A 14,471-nucleotide genomic window follows, 5' to 3' on the forward strand; every position below is an offset into this window, starting at 1 on the left:
CCGCCCGCAGGGCAGGCGGCGATAACATCAGTTGTTTTCGTGTGTGTTGTTTTTCAGCAGGGTGCGGGCCTGATTAATCACTGCCTGACGGCGGGTAACACATTCCGGGACGGCAAGGCCGTTATCACGGGCGGCCCATTCACGTTTCCACAGTGCCTGTTCAGCGGTCTGAATCAGGGACGCCAGCAGTTCAGCAGAGACGGTCACCAGGCGGTTTTCGCTCACGTTGCTGATAATCTCCATCGCAGCGGCGGAAGAAATACCGGACTCCATCCGCTGGTCTTCCGGGATGTCCTCCAGGTGCGCCAGGACAGTCCTGATTTCATGATCGGTCAGAGAAATTTCCATACCGTCGGCCAGTGCCTGAATCTCTTCCGGGGACCAGATAAGCAGCATCAGCGGCGTGTTTCCCGGATACTTTGCTGCCAGCTCACGGCAGAGCGTTTCGCATGTTCCGTACATTTCGTCTCCTCCTTAATCTTTGAAGCACGCATCCAGTTCAAGAATTTCGGTATATGCCTCCATCAGGAGGCGGTTTGCGCGAAACAACGTCTGACGCACCAGACGTTCCGGCAGGGTGTCAGCATTAAAGCTGTACCGCCGCTCCATCTCATTCATGGTTGTACGCAGGTCGCACATGGCATTGGCCACCTCCGCCACTTCGGCGCGAAGTTTTTCGTGTCCGGCATAGTTCATTTACGCAGCCTCCGGCATAAACCAGTCATCATTCGCGGCCCCCTGCTGCATGGCCCGTTGTACGGCAGCCAGTCGTTGCTGTCCGGCACGGTGATACTGCTCAAGCAGCTCGATACCGATATACCGGCGTCCGGACTGGAGGGCGGCAACGCAGGTTGAGCCGCTGCCTGCAAACGGGTCCAGCACAATTGCGTTCGGGTGTGTGAAGCTCTCAATCAGCGGTTGCAGGCTGGTAACAGGCTTTTCCGTCGGGTGATGATGATTGCCTGAATATTTCCAGCCCAGCACGTCCGGCAGCGGGTTTTGTGGCAGACGCGGACGGCCTTTTGCCAGGATGTAGGCGCATTCGTGGCGATAGCCCACATATGCGGCCTTCGATGTGTAGTTTTTGGTGAAGACCAGGTGACCAACAACGCTGAATCCCGCATTTTTCCAGGCGGCCATAAAGCGATCAACGCGGTTCCAGCCGTAGAAGCTCACCATTAACGCGTCTTTTTTCAGCACGCGGAACATTTCATTACAGGCCGGTTGCAGCCACTCATCGGTTTTATCGCCGGCGATGGTGCGCCCGGAACGGTCACGGAAACCGACGAGATATGGCGGGTCGGTGAGGATGAAATCAATGGCGTTATCAGGAATACGGGCCATAACATCGATGCAGTTACCGAGGACAAAACGGGACATACGAAACTCCTTCTCTTACAGAGGGCACCGGGAGGGCACCCCTGTGGTGCCCGTTCCCCGCTGCCTGTGGGCTGTTCACCGCGTCCGGTAACGGGTCAGGCCGACCGTGGAATATCGCAGCCGTCGTCTTTTTGACGGCAAGGCTATGCCGCGAAAGCGGCTTGAAGGGCGTTCATCAGAAAAGGGCGACGGGCTGGCGTACACTGTCACCGACGCCAGCCGGGAGCGGTAAAAGCGCCCGTCCCGTGCCCGCCGGGCGCGGGACACTGACCACAGGCAGCGTTTATGCCGCGCCGCGTCAGCCGGCGCAGTAAAAAGAGGAGCACGGCGACATCCTTTGTCGGAAAAGAAACGGGCGGTTTCCCGCCCGTCTCCGTCATACTTCATCCGCCATAATGCGCCACATTGTCGACTATCCACGCAGGTCCGGTGACTTCCGGCAGCTCATCGTCATCTGTCGGGGAAGACCATTCCAGTTCCCCCCACAGCACATCAACGAGCTCTCCGCGCTCATACAACTGCCAGCCACAGAAATTGCAGCCCTGTTCGGCGTACCAGTGCTCCAGCGTGCAGCCGAAACGGCGGCTTAATTCTGCAACAACGTCGCTTTCCGGCTGACACCACGGCGTGTCGAAATCCACCTGAATGAAGTTTTCCCCCTGACTGCTGATATTCAGGTCATACCCACAAGGCCACTTCACGCCATACCGTTCTGTATACCAGTGATATGCAGAAGGAACACCGTTCAGAACACCGCCGTTAAAGCCATTCACTTCAATATCCAGGCGGGTCGGCAAAACCGTCAGCAGGTCAAACGGCATGGTTTTTTCCGGCAGTACGTTGTCACACAGACGATTCCACCACACCGATACATCCTCCTTACCCCAGATGTCACACCAGTCACCTCTTTTTGCGGTGAAATGCACAGTGATAGTTTCCCTGACATCATCCGGTAACCCTTCCCAGCGACGCTGTCCAGTACCGCTCTGCAGCCAGAGTTCATGCAGCATCAGGCAGTTTTGCTCATCCAGCAGTACACCGTTCTGCAGGTGTGTCAGCCAGCAGGTGAACGCGATATTTTCCGGCGATACAGCACCACGTCCGGCAGCCGTCACTCCGGGGCACTGCTCAGAGCGGATATTTTCAGTGATCTGCAGAAGTCCGGCACTTCCGGCCAGAAACAGCTGAATACCTTCATTTGTGGCGCGGCGATAAAACGGTGTGACTGCGCCGCTGGCCAGTCGTTTAATCTCAGCGATCTGTGCCGGTTCACCAGAAAAATACATACGATTCGAGCACCAGTTTGGCATGGGAATTCTCCTCTCACATGCGGCCTCCATCAGGCCGTGCCACACCTGTAACCGGGCGACCGCATACGAATGCAGGTGCGGCCCCGAAGCCGCAGCGCGTGGAGGAGGAACGACGAAACGTGACCGGGTGAGGAGGCCGGCGACAGCGACACACTTGCATCGGATGCAGCCCGGTTAACGTGCCGGCACGGCCTGGGTAACCAGGTATTTTATTCACAGAACCGTGCGCAAAATGCTGTGGATAAGCTGAACACAGCAGTCCACAGCAGGCATACAGCCACACTCTCAGAGAATTGAGCGCTTTTTAGTCACAATAATGACATTTGACTGTGTGTGGATTCAGTTATTAGAATACTGTATATACATACAGCAAAAGAAAAGGGAGATGAGAACATGATCCGCATTGAAATTCTTTTCGACCGCCAGAGCACAAAAAACCTCAAATCAGGCACACTTCAGGCGCTACAGAATGAAATCGAACAACGTCTGAAACCACACTACCCGGAAATCTGGCTGCGTATAGACCAGGGCAGCGCCCCGTCTGTATCTGTCACAGGAGCCCGCAACGACAAGGATAAAGAACGTATCCTGTCTCTGCTGGAAGAAATCTGGCAGGACGACAGCTGGCTGCCTGCAGCATGAGTACCGTTTATCACCGTCCGGCTGACCCTTCAGGCGATGACAGTTACGTGCGACCGTTGTTTGCCGATCGTTGCCAGGCCGGTTTTCCTTCGCCTGCCACTGATTATGCTGAGCAGGAACTGGATCTGAACAGCTATTGCATCAGCAGACCTGCAGCCACCTTCTTTCTGCGCGCCAGCGGTGAATCGATGAACCAGGCTGGCGTGCAGAATGGTGATCTGCTGGTAGTGGACAGGGCCGAAAAACCACAACACGGGGACATCGTTATCGCTGAGATCGACGGTGAGTTCACCGTCAAACGACTGCTGTTGCGCCCACGCCCGGCACTGGAGCCGGTTTCAGACAGCCCGGAGTTCCGCACACTGTATCCGGAAAACATCTGTATTTTTGGTGTTGTCACTCACGTGATACACAGGACGCGGGAGTTACGCTGATGTTTGCACTGGCTGATATCAACAGTTTCTACGCCTCATGTGAAAAAGTTTTCCGCCCGGACCTTCGCAACGAACCAGTCATCGTACTCAGCAATAACGATGGCTGTGTGATCGCGCGCAGCCCGGAGGCAAAAGCCCTTGGCATCAGAATGGGGCAGCCCTGGTTTCAGGTGAGACAGATGCGCCTGGAGAAGAAAATACATGTATTTTCCAGCAATTATGCGCTGTACCACAGCATGAGCCAACGGGTTATGGCTGTTCTGGAGTCGCTTTCTCCCGCAGTTGAGCCCTACTCAATTGATGAAATGTTCATTGATTTGCGGGGGATAAATCATTGCATCTCTCCGGAGTTTTTTGGTCATCAGCTCAGGGAACAGGTAAAAAGCTGGACAGGACTCACCATGGGGGTGGGCATTGCGCCTACAAAAACGCTGGCTAAAAGTGCACAGTGGGCAACAAAGCAATGGCCACAGTTTTCCGGTGTGGTCGCGCTGACGGCAGAAAACCGTAATCGGATCTTGAAGCTACTGGGGCTGCAGCCAGTTGGTGAGGTCTGGGGAGTAGGACGCAGACTGACGGAAAAGCTGAATGCGCTGGGTATTAACACAGCACTGCAGCTGGCGCAGGCTAACACGGCATTCATCCGGAAAAACTTCAGCGTCATTCTTGAGCGTACGGTACGCGAACTCAACGGCGAGTCCTGCATATCCCTGGAAGAAGCACCACCGGCAAAACAGCAGATTGTCTGTAGTCGCAGTTTTGGTGAACGAATCACAGACAAAGATGCCATGCACCAGGCTGTTGTTCAGTATGCAGAGCGGGCCGCAGAGAAACTACGTGGGGAGCGTCAGTATTGCCGGCAGGTGACGACATTTGTACGGACATCCCCCTTTGCAGTAAAAGAACCCTGTTACAGCAATGCCGCTGTGGAAAAGCTTCCATTACCCACACAGGACAGCCGGGACATTATTGCCGCAGCATGCAGAGCGTTAAACCATGTCTGGCGTGAAGGGTACCGCTATATGAAGGCAGGAGTCATGCTGGCTGATTTCACACCATCGGGTATAGCGCAGCCGGGATTATTTGATGAGATCCAGCCCCGTAAAAACAGCGAAAAGTTAATGAAAACACTCGATGAACTGAACCAGTCTGGAAAAGGGAAAGTGTGGTTTGCGGGGCGAGGAACCGCCCCTGAATGGCAAATGAAACGGGAAATGCTCTCGCCTTCGTATACAACACAATGGACTGAGATCCCCATTGCTTCATTCTGATATATCAGAATAATTTTTGCATTTTAAGGCGCACATCATTCATTGCCTCCTGCACCGAATCAGTAGCAGAAGGAGGCATTTTTTCAGCAGATTGCAAAGCACCGAGTTCAGTCAACACAGCTCTGATATCGGCCTGAGAAGGCTTCCATCCTGTCGTCTGACTGAGTAAGGTTACAACCTGATCTGCTGAAAACTCCTCGCTCAAAATGGCAGTCAGCAATACAGGCAGGCGAGGATCAAGTTGGTGTAACGCCATTCCAGAAATAAATGCATTCCGGAACAGCTCACCACGCTCAGAACGCGGAACGGACTCTATCGCTTCCAAAGTTTGAAAGTCTGCAGCTTTTTCCGGATGCAGATAAAGTGTGAATTTTTTCCTTTTCCGTTCATCGTCCACAATATTACTCCTCTTTGAAAGCCGCGATAGCTTCAACCAGTGCTGTCTGTGGCGACTCCATCATCACTACTTTTTGCCCAAGATGGTGCCATGCCGTTTTTATCGAATCATAGATCAACGGGGCCCCACCACCGACAACATAAACACGATTCACATGATGAAAATCACCGAGCTCATTGACTACTTGCTCCCCCAGACTGGCAATAGCCCCCTCAATGGTATTAAGGACCAGATCAGTTTTTGTTTCGTCATTTATAACCTGCCGAACAAAGTCCGGGTCATTACGACGTTTAATCAATTCATCTGCAACGAGGAAACTGGTATCACTGGATGCCATGCGCAATGCACTCATTGCAGCTTTCGTAACTGAAGACACACCAATGCCAGAATTACCATGAATGGCACTTACAGAGTCAAATTGACCAACGATAACACCAACATCAAGCGTAGTGCCGCCAATATCAACTACCAGCGATTTTTCGAACTGACCAACTTTATCCATGACCAGACGAGAAAACACAGCTGGCAATGATTCAGGCATCACATCAACGTGTTCAATGGTGAAAACATCGCCTTTATTAAGACGAATCGGCCTCATTAAATTCTCAATTTTACGCTGAATGTTGAGTTCATTTTTTTGACACTCTTTCGTGTAGAACTCACTGATAGGCAAAGTCACAGTCAATGATACAGGCTGAGGCGCTAATCCACTATTCAGTAAAGCGTGATGCACAGCTAACAGGTTAACATCCGTATATTGATACTCAATATGAGTCGTAAGAATAGATTGGTTGCTAACTTCATCATACGTGTATTTTTTACCATCCAGTTCATAGTTAAATGTCTGGCGAATCCCTAACCCGTCAACCTTCCATCCATGACGAAATGAGTTTTGCGACAACGACTTACAGATTTTCCCATTGTCATTCCATGCCAACTTGATTGTTGTTGAACCATCATCGCAGTATACGTTCATCTATAGCCCCTTAAATACTCAATCTGAGTAAATCACTGTTTCTGGTTGCAAGGTAATACTCAATTTGAGCACTATCATAGTTATGAAATCACAAAACACAAGTAATATTTATTACATCATATGACATACTTCATATTTCATACTTCACAAATATGAATGCATGTTGACACATCAGGTTACCGTGTCAAAATATCATCATACTTCACACATCACATTTATGAGGTTGCAATGATTACTGTAGTTGGTGGGAACAAAGGTGGTTCAGGGAAAACTACCATTGCATCAAACCTGGCTATTGCTCTCGCAAATAAAGGAAGGGAAGTCTGCCTGTTAAACGGAGATCTACAACGAACAGCCGCAAAACATCATGCAGAACGAGAAGCTGCAGGACTGTTACCAGCAATAACCCTTGTTGAGAAATTTGATAACCTGACACAAACACTACAGGCTCTGAATGAAAAGTTCGATGATGTAATAGTGGATGTCGCAGGAAGAAACTCAAAGGAATTCATAACGAGTGGAGTTGTCGCACATCAAATAATTGCGCCACTACAGTGTTCTCAACCAGATCTGGATACTCTTACAGAACTAGAACAACAGATAGACGCAATGCGTAACCTTAACCCGGAACTTAAGGTTTATTGTTTACAAAGTATGGCAACAACCAATCCGGTTTTGAGGGGAAATGAGAGAAAAGAATTCCTTGAATATCTTGAAGAATTCCCAACAATTCAAGTCCTGGATTCAGTTATTTGTTTCAGAAAAGTCTATCGCGATTGCATGAGCAACGGCACCGGTGTAGTAGAAACGAACAATACAGCAGCCAGAGCAGAAATTGAACATTTAATGAATGAGGTATTTGGCCCATGGTGAAGAAACCCAGCCAGCAAGCATTAAACAGAGCTGCAGTTACGGTAGAACAAGCAGAGGCTCTGGCTCAGCGCCTTGCGGATAAACCATACGGCGCGCCGGAAAAACCCGAACCAGAAAAACAATGTCGGACGACAATCTCTCTTGGTGAAAGCATGCTTGTCACAATAGAAGATCTGGCATTGAGGAATAAACGCAATGGTAAAGATCCAAAAAATGTAAGTGCCATCGTCAGAGTAGCCCTTGAGCAATACTTAAAAACACTAACGTAATAATCAAGAAGTTATTACTTATGAAATCACACTTGTGAATTCACACTGTTTAAGCACCCTTGCATACAAGAGATCACATATTGCAGTGGTCTCTTCTTTTATAGAATAAATCACAATTCATAATTATGATTTGTGACTTATGCGTGTCTGTTTTTCAGCATTGTGACAGCATCGGACTCAGGCATCGAAAACTGCACCCGGTGCCGTGCAGCCACATCCAGCGCAAACACCTTCGTGTAGACCTCTGTTGAGCTGATGGACTTATGCCCCATCAGGCTCTGCAGGACCTTCAGCGGTATACCGGCATACAGCATGTGCATCGCATAGGAATGGCGGAACGTATGTGGCGTGACCGGGACAGAGAACGTCACACCGTCAGCGGCAGCGGCGGCAACCGCCTGCCCAATCCAGGTCCTGACCGTTCTGTCCGTCACTTCCCAGATCCGCGCTTTCTCTGTCCTGCCTGTTCGTTTATTACGCCGTTCCATGGGGATTTTCAGTGTGGCCACCATCGTCTGCAGCTGGCTGACGAACCAGGCGTCGGAGAGCGGAACCAGCCGGTGAGTCTGCTGACCGGCGGGCATTCTTCCTGCCGTCCTGGCGGCTTTTTCCGTCCGTTGTTTCAGGGTCGCAAGCTGCACAAACGGATACGGAGGCGCAAGCGAAAAATCCCCCCTTGTCAGCGCCAGCGCTTCGTTAATTCGCGCGCCCGTGTTCCAGAGCGTCGCCAGCAGCATCTTGCGGTGAAGATCCGGCACGTAGTGGAGCAGGGCGCTGACTTCCGGCGCCAGCAGGTATTTCGGGAGTTCGTCCTGAACGAGAGCCATCTGGCGAAGTGCCAGCGCTGCTGGGTAGTCTATGGCGACAGGTAATGATGTGTTGCTTACTGGTATACAGTTAGCGGGAAGCGAAGTCATCGACATATCCCTCAGTGAAGACGCTTATGGATGGTGTCGCTGCGGTAATTTCAGAATATGCCATCATCCGCCCTGTATAGTGCATCTTCCTGCAGAAGGGTTTCAGCCGCCACGGTAATAAATGCTCGTACCGTGCAGATAGCATTCTGCACACTCCCCGAACTGATATACACGGGTTCAAGAGATTCGGTAACTCCATTACGGTGTACCAGTGCGTTTCGGGTCTTGATTACACCCTTAATCTCCTCCAATGGCCACTCATGTGGCGTTGTCAGCATCCTTGAAAAATACCGACCTATCACTTTGTGGCTCTGAAATGTCTTCTTCGCTACAAGAGACTGAGCTCGCCAGGTATAAACCTTCTCAGGAGTGTCTTTATCCGGCTCCTGCTCGACCCATTTGGAAGCAAGTAATTTTCTTCTGTCTTCCTTATTAGGAACCAACGAATCAGCCTCGTGCAGGAACTTCTGTAAATGCGGGGGATGACTAAGAAGTGCTCTTGCGCTGTACATCAGAAAGCTGTCCAGTACACTCACGCAATGAACGTAAGCCATCCGCTCTACGATCCTGGGTTGGTTGAACTGCATCAGGCTCTCTAACTCATCCAGTTCAGCCTTTGCATCCTGCAGGCGGTCAGGAATACTGGCAAGCGAAGCCTCAAAATATTGCTGCTCAGCCGCCTCTTCCATCCAGTCCTGAAACCAGCTGTATTCCTGCGCTGCCGCATCCCATTCAGGAGTTCCTTCCTCAGCATCCGGATAATTTTCCGCAATCCATTCGTCACGCCGTTCCTCCTGCATTTCAAACAGCAGTTCTTTCATACTTCCCATTTAAACCTCGCCATCAATGATGTAATCCCGCCATCAATTACTCCTCTGACCTTCAGGGGGCGATAATGTAATAGCCTTTAAAATAGTCATCTATCTGACAGGATTGCCAGGGCGGAGCACAATGTTGGAACAGCGGTTTTTTGTAGTCACCAACCAGTTGCCATGAGTCCGAGTTATCCATTCGTTCTGCAACCATTCTTCCGTTACGTTTCAGGATTTTTGGCGATTTCCAGTTATGTCTGGCGTTAATCATTTCTGTTGGCGTTGCGTATGCCGCTCCTGAATACAGCCATAGCTCTTTATGGCCATATACATCCTCAAGCTCCCGGACCACATCGTAAAATGATCTAAATGTTGGTTTACCCATACCTCGCCTCAAAAATAGTATCCGGTTCAATAGTCACGCAGAGTAATGATGACGCGCAGCACAACCCTGCTTCTGTCACACGGATGATTTTCCCATGACGTCATCATTTCAAGGCTGATAATAAGCAGTCACATAACCACGCCGTTAAATTACCGGAGAGCCGTTTTCGTCAGATCCGACTTTCCTGAATATCACAACTTTCCGGAAGTGTACCACGCTGAGGAAATAATCATATCGCTGTTTTCCGCCCCTGCGCGGCGCATCACAGGTCAGGGAGATGACACAACATATAGTGTCAAGAGCAGCTGAATTCAGCACTACATGTTGTGCTTACAGGGTGTGGCGCTGTGCGGAGGGGGAGGAAGATCCGTAACCGCCGGAAACCGGATCTGCACGGCGGGAAACGGGCAAATGATATGATAATTAAGCAATTAACATAAAATCATATCAGATATGATTTTCATCGTTAAAAATTAAACAATATCTGATATTATCAGAAATCAGGAGCACACAAATCATGCAGGATATGATTTTTACCTGTCAGAACATTATCAGATGGAGCGTGCAGGATGGATCAGTAAATGACGTTTTCACTCAGCTATGAACAACTGACCCGGTTTGCGGAAAAACGCATTCGGGAATGCAATCTGGACAGCCAGGGCGCGATTTATCTCTGCGAGTCAGCCAAAGCCGGAGCCGTGCTGATCTTCTGGCATGAACTGGCCATAAATGGCTATGCCTCAATGAATGCCATAAAGAGACAGGAGCTCATTGACGCCGACTTTCAGCGCCTCAGAAACCTCATCTGGCCGGAGGATGACAGGTAATGACCCAGAGCCGCCGACCGTCGCCACTGCAGCGGAGAGTGCTGATTGTGCTGGCTGCCCTTGATGAAAAACGGCCGGGACCCGTGCTGACGCGGGACCTGGAACGGGTGCTGGAACGAAGCGGGGAGGCCCCGGTCTACGGGCCAAACCTGCGCGCCTCCTGCCGTCGTCTGGAGGATGCCGGCTGGCTTCGTACCCTGCGCGCCCCGAATCTGCAGCTGGCTGTCGAGCTGACGGACGCCGGCCGGGCCGTGGCACAGCCTCTGCTGCTGGCAGAACAGGACCGCCTCCGGGCAGAACAGCGTGCGGCAGAAGTCGTCGTACTGCCGCTGGTCCCGGCAGCAGGTCTGCCCGCAGACGGCACTTCTGCCACTGATCTGGCGGTGGAGCTGAACGGCATGACGTATCAGGCCTGCCGTGGGGATTTTGTGGTACGTCTCGACGGCAGCACCTGTCTGCAGTTATGGAATAAAGAAGGCAGGGTGGTACGCCTGGAGGGCGATCCGCTGGAAGTGGCGCAGTGGCTGCAGGCCTGTCACGATGCCGGAATGGAGGTTCGTGTACAGGTTAATGAAAGCGTCACCCCGTAAAACATACCAGCACGGTTTACACGTCATCCCATGATGGAAGCCGGTTAACTTTCCTGCGCCACCAGTGGAAAGAGGCCATGAGCAGTCCGAACAAAAAACCACCCGTGATACTTATAATAATGGCCTCACCTGCCACCATTCCTGACGGCCCCCAGTAGATAAACCACATTGCACATCCCCAGGAAATGCCCCATAAGCTCCCCATCAACAGCGTGACCTGCCAGAACGGCATAAAGGGTAATGGCGGAAGCCGGATACCCAGCCGCCAGAGAATACGCAGAAGAGGAGGGGCATAATTGCTCCGCCACATCTTTTTGCTGTCCATCAGGGCAATGGCCCGGGCTTTTTTCTGCTCAAAGGTCACAGGAGCACCTCCGTTCCATGATGTAAACGTGACACAGCTTATTGTTATTGATTATTATTATCATGCTGTGGTTATGTTGTCATGCATCAGTACACTGACAAAAGTGCAAAAGAAAGGAAAACAGGCAGATGAACAGAAAATATTATTTTAATAATATGTGGTGGGGATGGGTGACGGGGGGATATATGCTGTATATGTCATGGGATTATGATTTTAAATACAGATTACTGTTCTGGTGTATTTCTCTCTGCGGAATGGTTTTGTATCCGGTTGCAAAATGGTATATTGAAGATACAGCTCTGAAATTTACCCGGCCTGATTTCTGGAACAGCGGTTTTTTTGCTGATACACCTGGAAAAATGGGATTGCTTGCTGTTTATACGGGTACTGTTTTCATATTATCTCTTCCGTTAAGTATGATATATATTCTTTCTGTTATTATAAAAAGGCTGTCTGTAAGATAGACAGCCTGTCTTATATTTTATTTAAATACCCCAGAACTTATTCGCTTTTTCCACAAGCGATTCATCAATCAGCGCACCGGTGACAGCCATCAGTAAACCATACCCGATAATGCCTAAAGCGCTTCCGGTAAGAATACTGAAGACCAGTGCAACAAGAGCCGTTGCGGCATTGCCTGCTATAATGGCTTCTGTTTTAACAAAAAGAGGACGCCAGTTCTCTGTCCGGACAGCCTTACCAAACTCAGTGATCCAGTCAGCAAGACTTGTAAATTTTCCTGCATATCCCAGTCCCCGACTGAATCTGTTCAGATTAGACGATATATCAGACAGCTTCACAGACTCAAGGGCTGCGGCAATCGCTGCACGATCTTTTGCATTAATTTTTTTGTTAATGTCAGCCCGGTACTTTTCATACGTTTTTAATGCCTCTTCAACATTACGTATTTTCTTCCCTTTAGCCTGCCCGGCCATCTCTCTGGCTAACTGCTCAGCTTTTGCACCATATTTTTCTGAAACTGATTTCAGGAACTCTGTTGTGAAATTAATTGCGTCTTTCGTTGCCTTCAGTTCATCCTGTTTTCTTTTCTCTTCCGCTATCTTCTGATTGATGCCGGCAAGCTGGTTACGGATATTCTCTTTTTCCTTCAACAGGGCATTAAGAGCGTCATTTGCATGCTTTTGCTCATTTGTTCTGGCACTGAGGTTATTTCTCGCCGAATTTACCGCAGATTCAGCAGAGGTGATTTTATTTCTGGCATCAAGCAATCGTTGCCGTAACTTATCCCATTCAGCAACTTCAGCATTATAAATTTTCTTGTCACCTTCCACATCCTCTGTCACCACCGGATTCCGGTCATTCAGAATATTGCGTTTATAATCCAGACCGGAATGGGTCAGAAGATAATTCAGGTTTGCACGGTTATCGATGACTGCGCTGGTTGTGATTTTTATCGTACCGGCAAATCTCGGATCACCGCTCACAACAATAGAATGATTTGTTGATGAACGCCCCGGGAATTTTTCAGGGGAAACTATCGTTTTGCCGTCAGGCGTGTTTTTCTGTTGCGTCAGCTGTTGTTCAGCTCTGGTTAATGCATTACGGGCCGTGTTAAGCGATTCCGTCACTGAACTGAGTTTATTCCGGGCCTCTGAAATGGCCCTGTCATTCCGTGTCTGCTGCCCGAGCAGACGGGCCTGTTGTGCATCAAGAACGGCAAGGGCTGCCCCGCCATTTTTTCCAGCTCTGACAACCGCGTGTCCAGAATACCTTTTCTGCGCTCGTATTCAGCAAGCATATCAGCGGCCTTCTTGTCTGCGTTCTGCGCATCCTTCTGCCGTTTTTCAGCCTGTTCGATTAACGACCTGGCCTCCCGGGGAGATATACGAAGAGAATCAGCATCAGCAAACAGCATCCGGCTCTCTGTATGCAGCCGGAGGGCGTCATATCCGGCGATTTCAGTACGGAATCCGTATTCTCTCAGCTCTGCCTGCAGGAGTCTGAACTCCTGTCGTGTAATATCAGCGGCATCTGCGTTTCCGGCACGGAGTGTTTTCAGTGTGTTTTCATCTTTTTCCCTTGCAGCAATCGCCGCAGAGAGGCGTTTTCCGGCTTCAGTGCGCTTATTCTCATTTTCTTTCTGCTGCGCGCTGAGCGTGTTTTTGTACGCTGCGATTTCCTTGTCCCTTTTTTCGATATCACTTCGGGTTGGGGAATCATCGACCCACTCGTTTCCGCCCCAGATGGTTTTGTTCCCGAAGGAACTCCATGCAGGCGGGGTACCATGAAAGACATCGACACGTGGAGGGTTTACATAAATATCAACGGCCATAATTTCATGGCCATCTGAATCATACCCCAGCGATTCTGCACCGGGATTTGTAATACGTACAGGGTCAGACATTCGGTATCTCCTTCATCCTCTGAGGAAAACAAATGAATTAACTGCTTACGTATATGGATACATATACAGTATTAATTTATTAAGGAGAAAATGGCATGTCAAGATTTAATGATAGTGATTATCATTAACATGAAGTGATGTTACACCGTTCAGAAAGCCTGCTGACGCTGTGGCAGCATCACAGTCTGAGTATTCTCTGGTGCAATACAAAAACCGGACTTTCCCGTAACAACAGACAATGTTACGGGAAAAGTTACAGAACTGAGCCACAAAATATCTCAGTACCTGAGATGCATAAAAACACCGTACATATGTTTCTCAAAAGGGGGATGATCGTTATCCAGCCATTTCGGTGGATCGGTATGCAGAACACCAATCTGCTTCATGCCGGTATGCTGCCTGGATTTTCTCGCGCAGTAATCACTGTCTTCATATCCCATCGTTTCGATGACCACTCTGGCCGTCTTTCCGTCAGGAGCCCTTGCTGTGACAATGAAATCCGGCAGGACATATTTCTTTTCACCATTAACATAAACTTCTGTATCAAACAGGGGCCTTTCCAGACTTAATTCCGGCGTACCTGGCTCTGATGAATCCCCTAATGATTTTGGTAAAAATCATTAAGTTAAGGTGGATACACATCTTGTCATATGATCAAA

Annotated in this window: 18 protein-coding genes and 3 pseudogenes; 8 read left to right on the forward strand and 13 right to left on the reverse strand. The window is 49.7% G+C overall.

All coding sequences use genetic code 11. The features are described from left to right. Positions 1 to 27: 27 nt before the first annotated feature. The 5 genes and pseudogenes from FC814_RS20420 to FC814_RS20440 form a co-directional block, all read right to left on the reverse strand. Positions 28 to 494, reverse strand: a pseudogene (locus FC814_RS20420) (DUF1380 family protein). Further along, on the reverse strand, positions 475 to 696 hold the full coding sequence (locus FC814_RS20425) for a hypothetical protein (protein WP_001104885.1): 222 nt from the start codon (positions 694 to 696) through the stop codon (positions 475 to 477). The pseudogene FC814_RS20420 and the gene FC814_RS20425 overlap by 20 nt, the downstream one beginning before the upstream one ends. After that, positions 697 to 1,380 (reverse strand): DNA methylase, encoded by a 684-nt coding sequence (locus FC814_RS20430; protein WP_030003447.1) that lies wholly within the window; start codon positions 1,378 to 1,380, stop codon positions 697 to 699. Between the two features lie 75 nt (positions 1,381 to 1,455). After that, on the reverse strand, positions 1,456 to 1,767 hold the full coding sequence (locus FC814_RS20435; RefSeq protein WP_170954260.1) for a hypothetical protein: 312 nt from the start codon (positions 1,765 to 1,767) through the stop codon (positions 1,456 to 1,458). Continuing rightward, complete coding sequence (locus FC814_RS20440) at positions 1,764 to 2,666, reverse strand: DUF1281 domain-containing protein (protein ID WP_137326389.1); 903 nt, start codon at positions 2,664 to 2,666, stop codon at positions 1,764 to 1,766. The genes FC814_RS20435 and FC814_RS20440 overlap by 4 nt, the downstream gene beginning before the upstream one ends. A 417-nt stretch (positions 2,667 to 3,083) precedes the next feature. Between FC814_RS20440 and FC814_RS20450 the strand changes: the two genes are divergently transcribed. From FC814_RS20450 to FC814_RS20460, 3 genes are read left to right on the forward strand one after another with little or no spacing between them, the layout of a single operon-like run. Further along, positions 3,084 to 3,332 carry a DinI-like family protein gene (locus FC814_RS20450; RefSeq protein WP_000618110.1) on the forward strand — a complete coding sequence of 83 codons (249 nt, stop codon included), beginning with the start codon at positions 3,084 to 3,086 and terminating at the stop codon, positions 3,330 to 3,332. Further along, positions 3,329 to 3,766: a translesion error-prone DNA polymerase V autoproteolytic subunit gene (gene umuD / locus FC814_RS20455; protein ID WP_000109071.1), complete on the forward strand. Its 438-nt coding sequence runs from the start codon at positions 3,329 to 3,331 to the stop codon at positions 3,764 to 3,766. The genes FC814_RS20450 and umuD overlap by 4 nt, the downstream gene beginning before the upstream one ends. Continuing rightward, on the forward strand, positions 3,766 to 5,037 hold the full coding sequence (locus FC814_RS20460) for a Y-family DNA polymerase (protein ID WP_000457496.1): 1,272 nt from the start codon (positions 3,766 to 3,768) through the stop codon (positions 5,035 to 5,037). Before umuD ends, FC814_RS20460 begins: the two co-directional genes overlap by 1 nt. 4 nt (positions 5,038 to 5,041) lie before the next feature. On the opposite strand, the gene FC814_RS20465 is transcribed toward FC814_RS20460, so the two are convergent. Beyond that, a complete protein-coding gene (locus FC814_RS20465) occupies positions 5,042 to 5,434 on the reverse strand; it encodes a plasmid partitioning/stability family protein (RefSeq protein WP_000340829.1) in 393 nt (130 codons plus the stop codon). 4 nt (positions 5,435 to 5,438) lie between these two features. After that, complete coding sequence (gene parM, locus FC814_RS20470) at positions 5,439 to 6,410, reverse strand: plasmid segregation protein ParM domain-containing protein (RefSeq protein ID WP_001103690.1); 972 nt, start codon at positions 6,408 to 6,410, stop codon at positions 5,439 to 5,441. A 228-nt stretch (positions 6,411 to 6,638) separates the two neighbouring features. Between parM and FC814_RS20475 the strand changes: the two genes are divergently transcribed. Together FC814_RS20475 and FC814_RS20480 are read left to right on the forward strand one after the other, a co-directional pair. Further along, positions 6,639 to 7,283: a division plane positioning ATPase MipZ gene (locus FC814_RS20475; RefSeq protein ID WP_000633913.1), complete on the forward strand. Its 645-nt coding sequence runs from the start codon at positions 6,639 to 6,641 to the stop codon at positions 7,281 to 7,283. Next, on the forward strand, positions 7,277 to 7,552 hold the full coding sequence (locus FC814_RS20480) for a hypothetical protein (RefSeq protein ID WP_000239529.1): 276 nt from the start codon (positions 7,277 to 7,279) through the stop codon (positions 7,550 to 7,552). The genes FC814_RS20475 and FC814_RS20480 overlap by 7 nt, the downstream gene beginning before the upstream one ends. A 137-nt stretch (positions 7,553 to 7,689) precedes the next feature. Here the strand turns inward: FC814_RS20480 and FC814_RS20485 are convergent, their stop codons facing one another. From FC814_RS20485 to FC814_RS20495, 3 genes are read right to left on the reverse strand one after another with little or no spacing between them, the layout of a single operon-like run. Beyond that, positions 7,690 to 8,475, reverse strand: a complete 786-nt coding sequence (locus tag FC814_RS20485; RefSeq protein WP_077249540.1) for a site-specific integrase — start codon at positions 8,473 to 8,475, stop codon at positions 7,690 to 7,692. 44 nt (positions 8,476 to 8,519) lie between these two features. After that, the gene (locus FC814_RS20490) at positions 8,520 to 9,299 is read right to left on the reverse strand and encodes a hypothetical protein (protein ID WP_137326388.1); all 780 of its coding nucleotides are present in this window, start codon (positions 9,297 to 9,299) and stop codon (positions 8,520 to 8,522) included. A gap of 52 nt (positions 9,300 to 9,351) precedes the next feature. After that, positions 9,352 to 9,666 carry a hypothetical protein gene (locus FC814_RS20495; protein WP_001302628.1) on the reverse strand — a complete coding sequence of 105 codons (315 nt, stop codon included), beginning with the start codon at positions 9,664 to 9,666 and terminating at the stop codon, positions 9,352 to 9,354. Positions 9,667 to 10,247: 581 nt separating this feature from the next. On the opposite strand from FC814_RS20495, the gene FC814_RS20500 reads away from it, so the two are divergent. After that, positions 10,248 to 10,493: a hypothetical protein gene (locus FC814_RS20500; protein WP_012512914.1), complete on the forward strand. Its 246-nt coding sequence runs from the start codon at positions 10,248 to 10,250 to the stop codon at positions 10,491 to 10,493. Beyond that, positions 10,493 to 11,083, forward strand: a complete 591-nt coding sequence (locus FC814_RS20505) for a hypothetical protein (RefSeq protein WP_000194574.1) — start codon at positions 10,493 to 10,495, stop codon at positions 11,081 to 11,083. Before FC814_RS20500 ends, FC814_RS20505 begins: the two co-directional genes overlap by 1 nt. Positions 11,084 to 11,099: 16 nt before the next feature. Here FC814_RS20505 and FC814_RS20510 read toward each other — a convergent pair whose 3' ends face one another. Next, positions 11,100 to 11,447: a DUF6404 family protein gene (locus FC814_RS20510; protein WP_000142441.1), complete on the reverse strand. Its 348-nt coding sequence runs from the start codon at positions 11,445 to 11,447 to the stop codon at positions 11,100 to 11,102. Positions 11,448 to 11,575: 128 nt separating this feature from the next. Between FC814_RS20510 and FC814_RS20515 the strand changes: the two genes are divergently transcribed. Then, positions 11,576 to 11,911 carry a colicin 1A immunity protein gene (locus tag FC814_RS20515; RefSeq protein ID WP_001080730.1) on the forward strand — a complete coding sequence of 112 codons (336 nt, stop codon included), beginning with the start codon at positions 11,576 to 11,578 and terminating at the stop codon, positions 11,909 to 11,911. Between the two features lie 21 nt (positions 11,912 to 11,932). Here the strand turns inward: FC814_RS20515 and FC814_RS23680 are convergent. Together FC814_RS23680 and FC814_RS20535 are read right to left on the reverse strand one after the other, a co-directional pair. Then, positions 11,933 to 13,812: pseudogene (locus FC814_RS23680) on the reverse strand (colicin Ia central receptor-binding domain-containing protein). 278 nt (positions 13,813 to 14,090) lie between these two features. After that, a pseudogene (locus FC814_RS20535) lies at positions 14,091 to 14,399 on the reverse strand (hypothetical protein); the annotation flags it as partial. Positions 14,400 to 14,471 lie beyond the last annotated feature (72 nt).

The organism is Escherichia sp. MR, assembly GCF_005280595.1.
Taxonomy (GTDB): Bacteria; Pseudomonadota; Gammaproteobacteria; order Enterobacterales; family Enterobacteriaceae; genus Escherichia; species Escherichia ruysiae.

Coding starts and splice junctions, on each gene's coding strand:
- FC814_RS20425 (WP_001104885.1), bottom strand. CDS start 696: ATGAACTATGCCGGACACGAAAAACTTCGCGCCGAAGTGGCGGAGGTG.
- FC814_RS20430 (WP_030003447.1), bottom strand. CDS start 1,380: ATGTCCCGTTTTGTCCTCGGTAACTGCATCGATGTTATGGCCCGTATT.
- FC814_RS20435 (WP_170954260.1), bottom strand. CDS start 1,767: ATGAAGTATGACGGAGACGGGCGGGAAACCGCCCGTTTCTTTTCCGAC.
- FC814_RS20440 (WP_137326389.1), bottom strand. CDS start 2,666: ATGTATTTTTCTGGTGAACCGGCACAGATCGCTGAGATTAAACGACTG.
- FC814_RS20450 (WP_000618110.1), top strand. CDS start 3,084: ATGATCCGCATTGAAATTCTTTTCGACCGCCAGAGCACAAAAAACCTC.
- umuD (WP_000109071.1), top strand. CDS start 3,329: ATGAGTACCGTTTATCACCGTCCGGCTGACCCTTCAGGCGATGACAGT.
- FC814_RS20460 (WP_000457496.1), top strand. CDS start 3,766: ATGTTTGCACTGGCTGATATCAACAGTTTCTACGCCTCATGTGAAAAA.
- parM (WP_001103690.1), bottom strand. CDS start 6,410: ATGAACGTATACTGCGATGATGGTTCAACAACAATCAAGTTGGCATGG.
- FC814_RS20475 (WP_000633913.1), top strand. CDS start 6,639: ATGATTACTGTAGTTGGTGGGAACAAAGGTGGTTCAGGGAAAACTACC.
- FC814_RS20480 (WP_000239529.1), top strand. CDS start 7,277: ATGGTGAAGAAACCCAGCCAGCAAGCATTAAACAGAGCTGCAGTTACG.
- FC814_RS20485 (WP_077249540.1), bottom strand. CDS start 8,475: ATGTCGATGACTTCGCTTCCCGCTAACTGTATACCAGTAAGCAACACA.
- FC814_RS20490 (WP_137326388.1), bottom strand. CDS start 9,299: ATGGGAAGTATGAAAGAACTGCTGTTTGAAATGCAGGAGGAACGGCGT.
- FC814_RS20495 (WP_001302628.1), bottom strand. CDS start 9,666: ATGGGTAAACCAACATTTAGATCATTTTACGATGTGGTCCGGGAGCTT.
- FC814_RS20500 (WP_012512914.1), top strand. CDS start 10,248: ATGACGTTTTCACTCAGCTATGAACAACTGACCCGGTTTGCGGAAAAA.
- FC814_RS20505 (WP_000194574.1), top strand. CDS start 10,493: ATGACCCAGAGCCGCCGACCGTCGCCACTGCAGCGGAGAGTGCTGATT.
- FC814_RS20515 (WP_001080730.1), top strand. CDS start 11,576: ATGAACAGAAAATATTATTTTAATAATATGTGGTGGGGATGGGTGACG.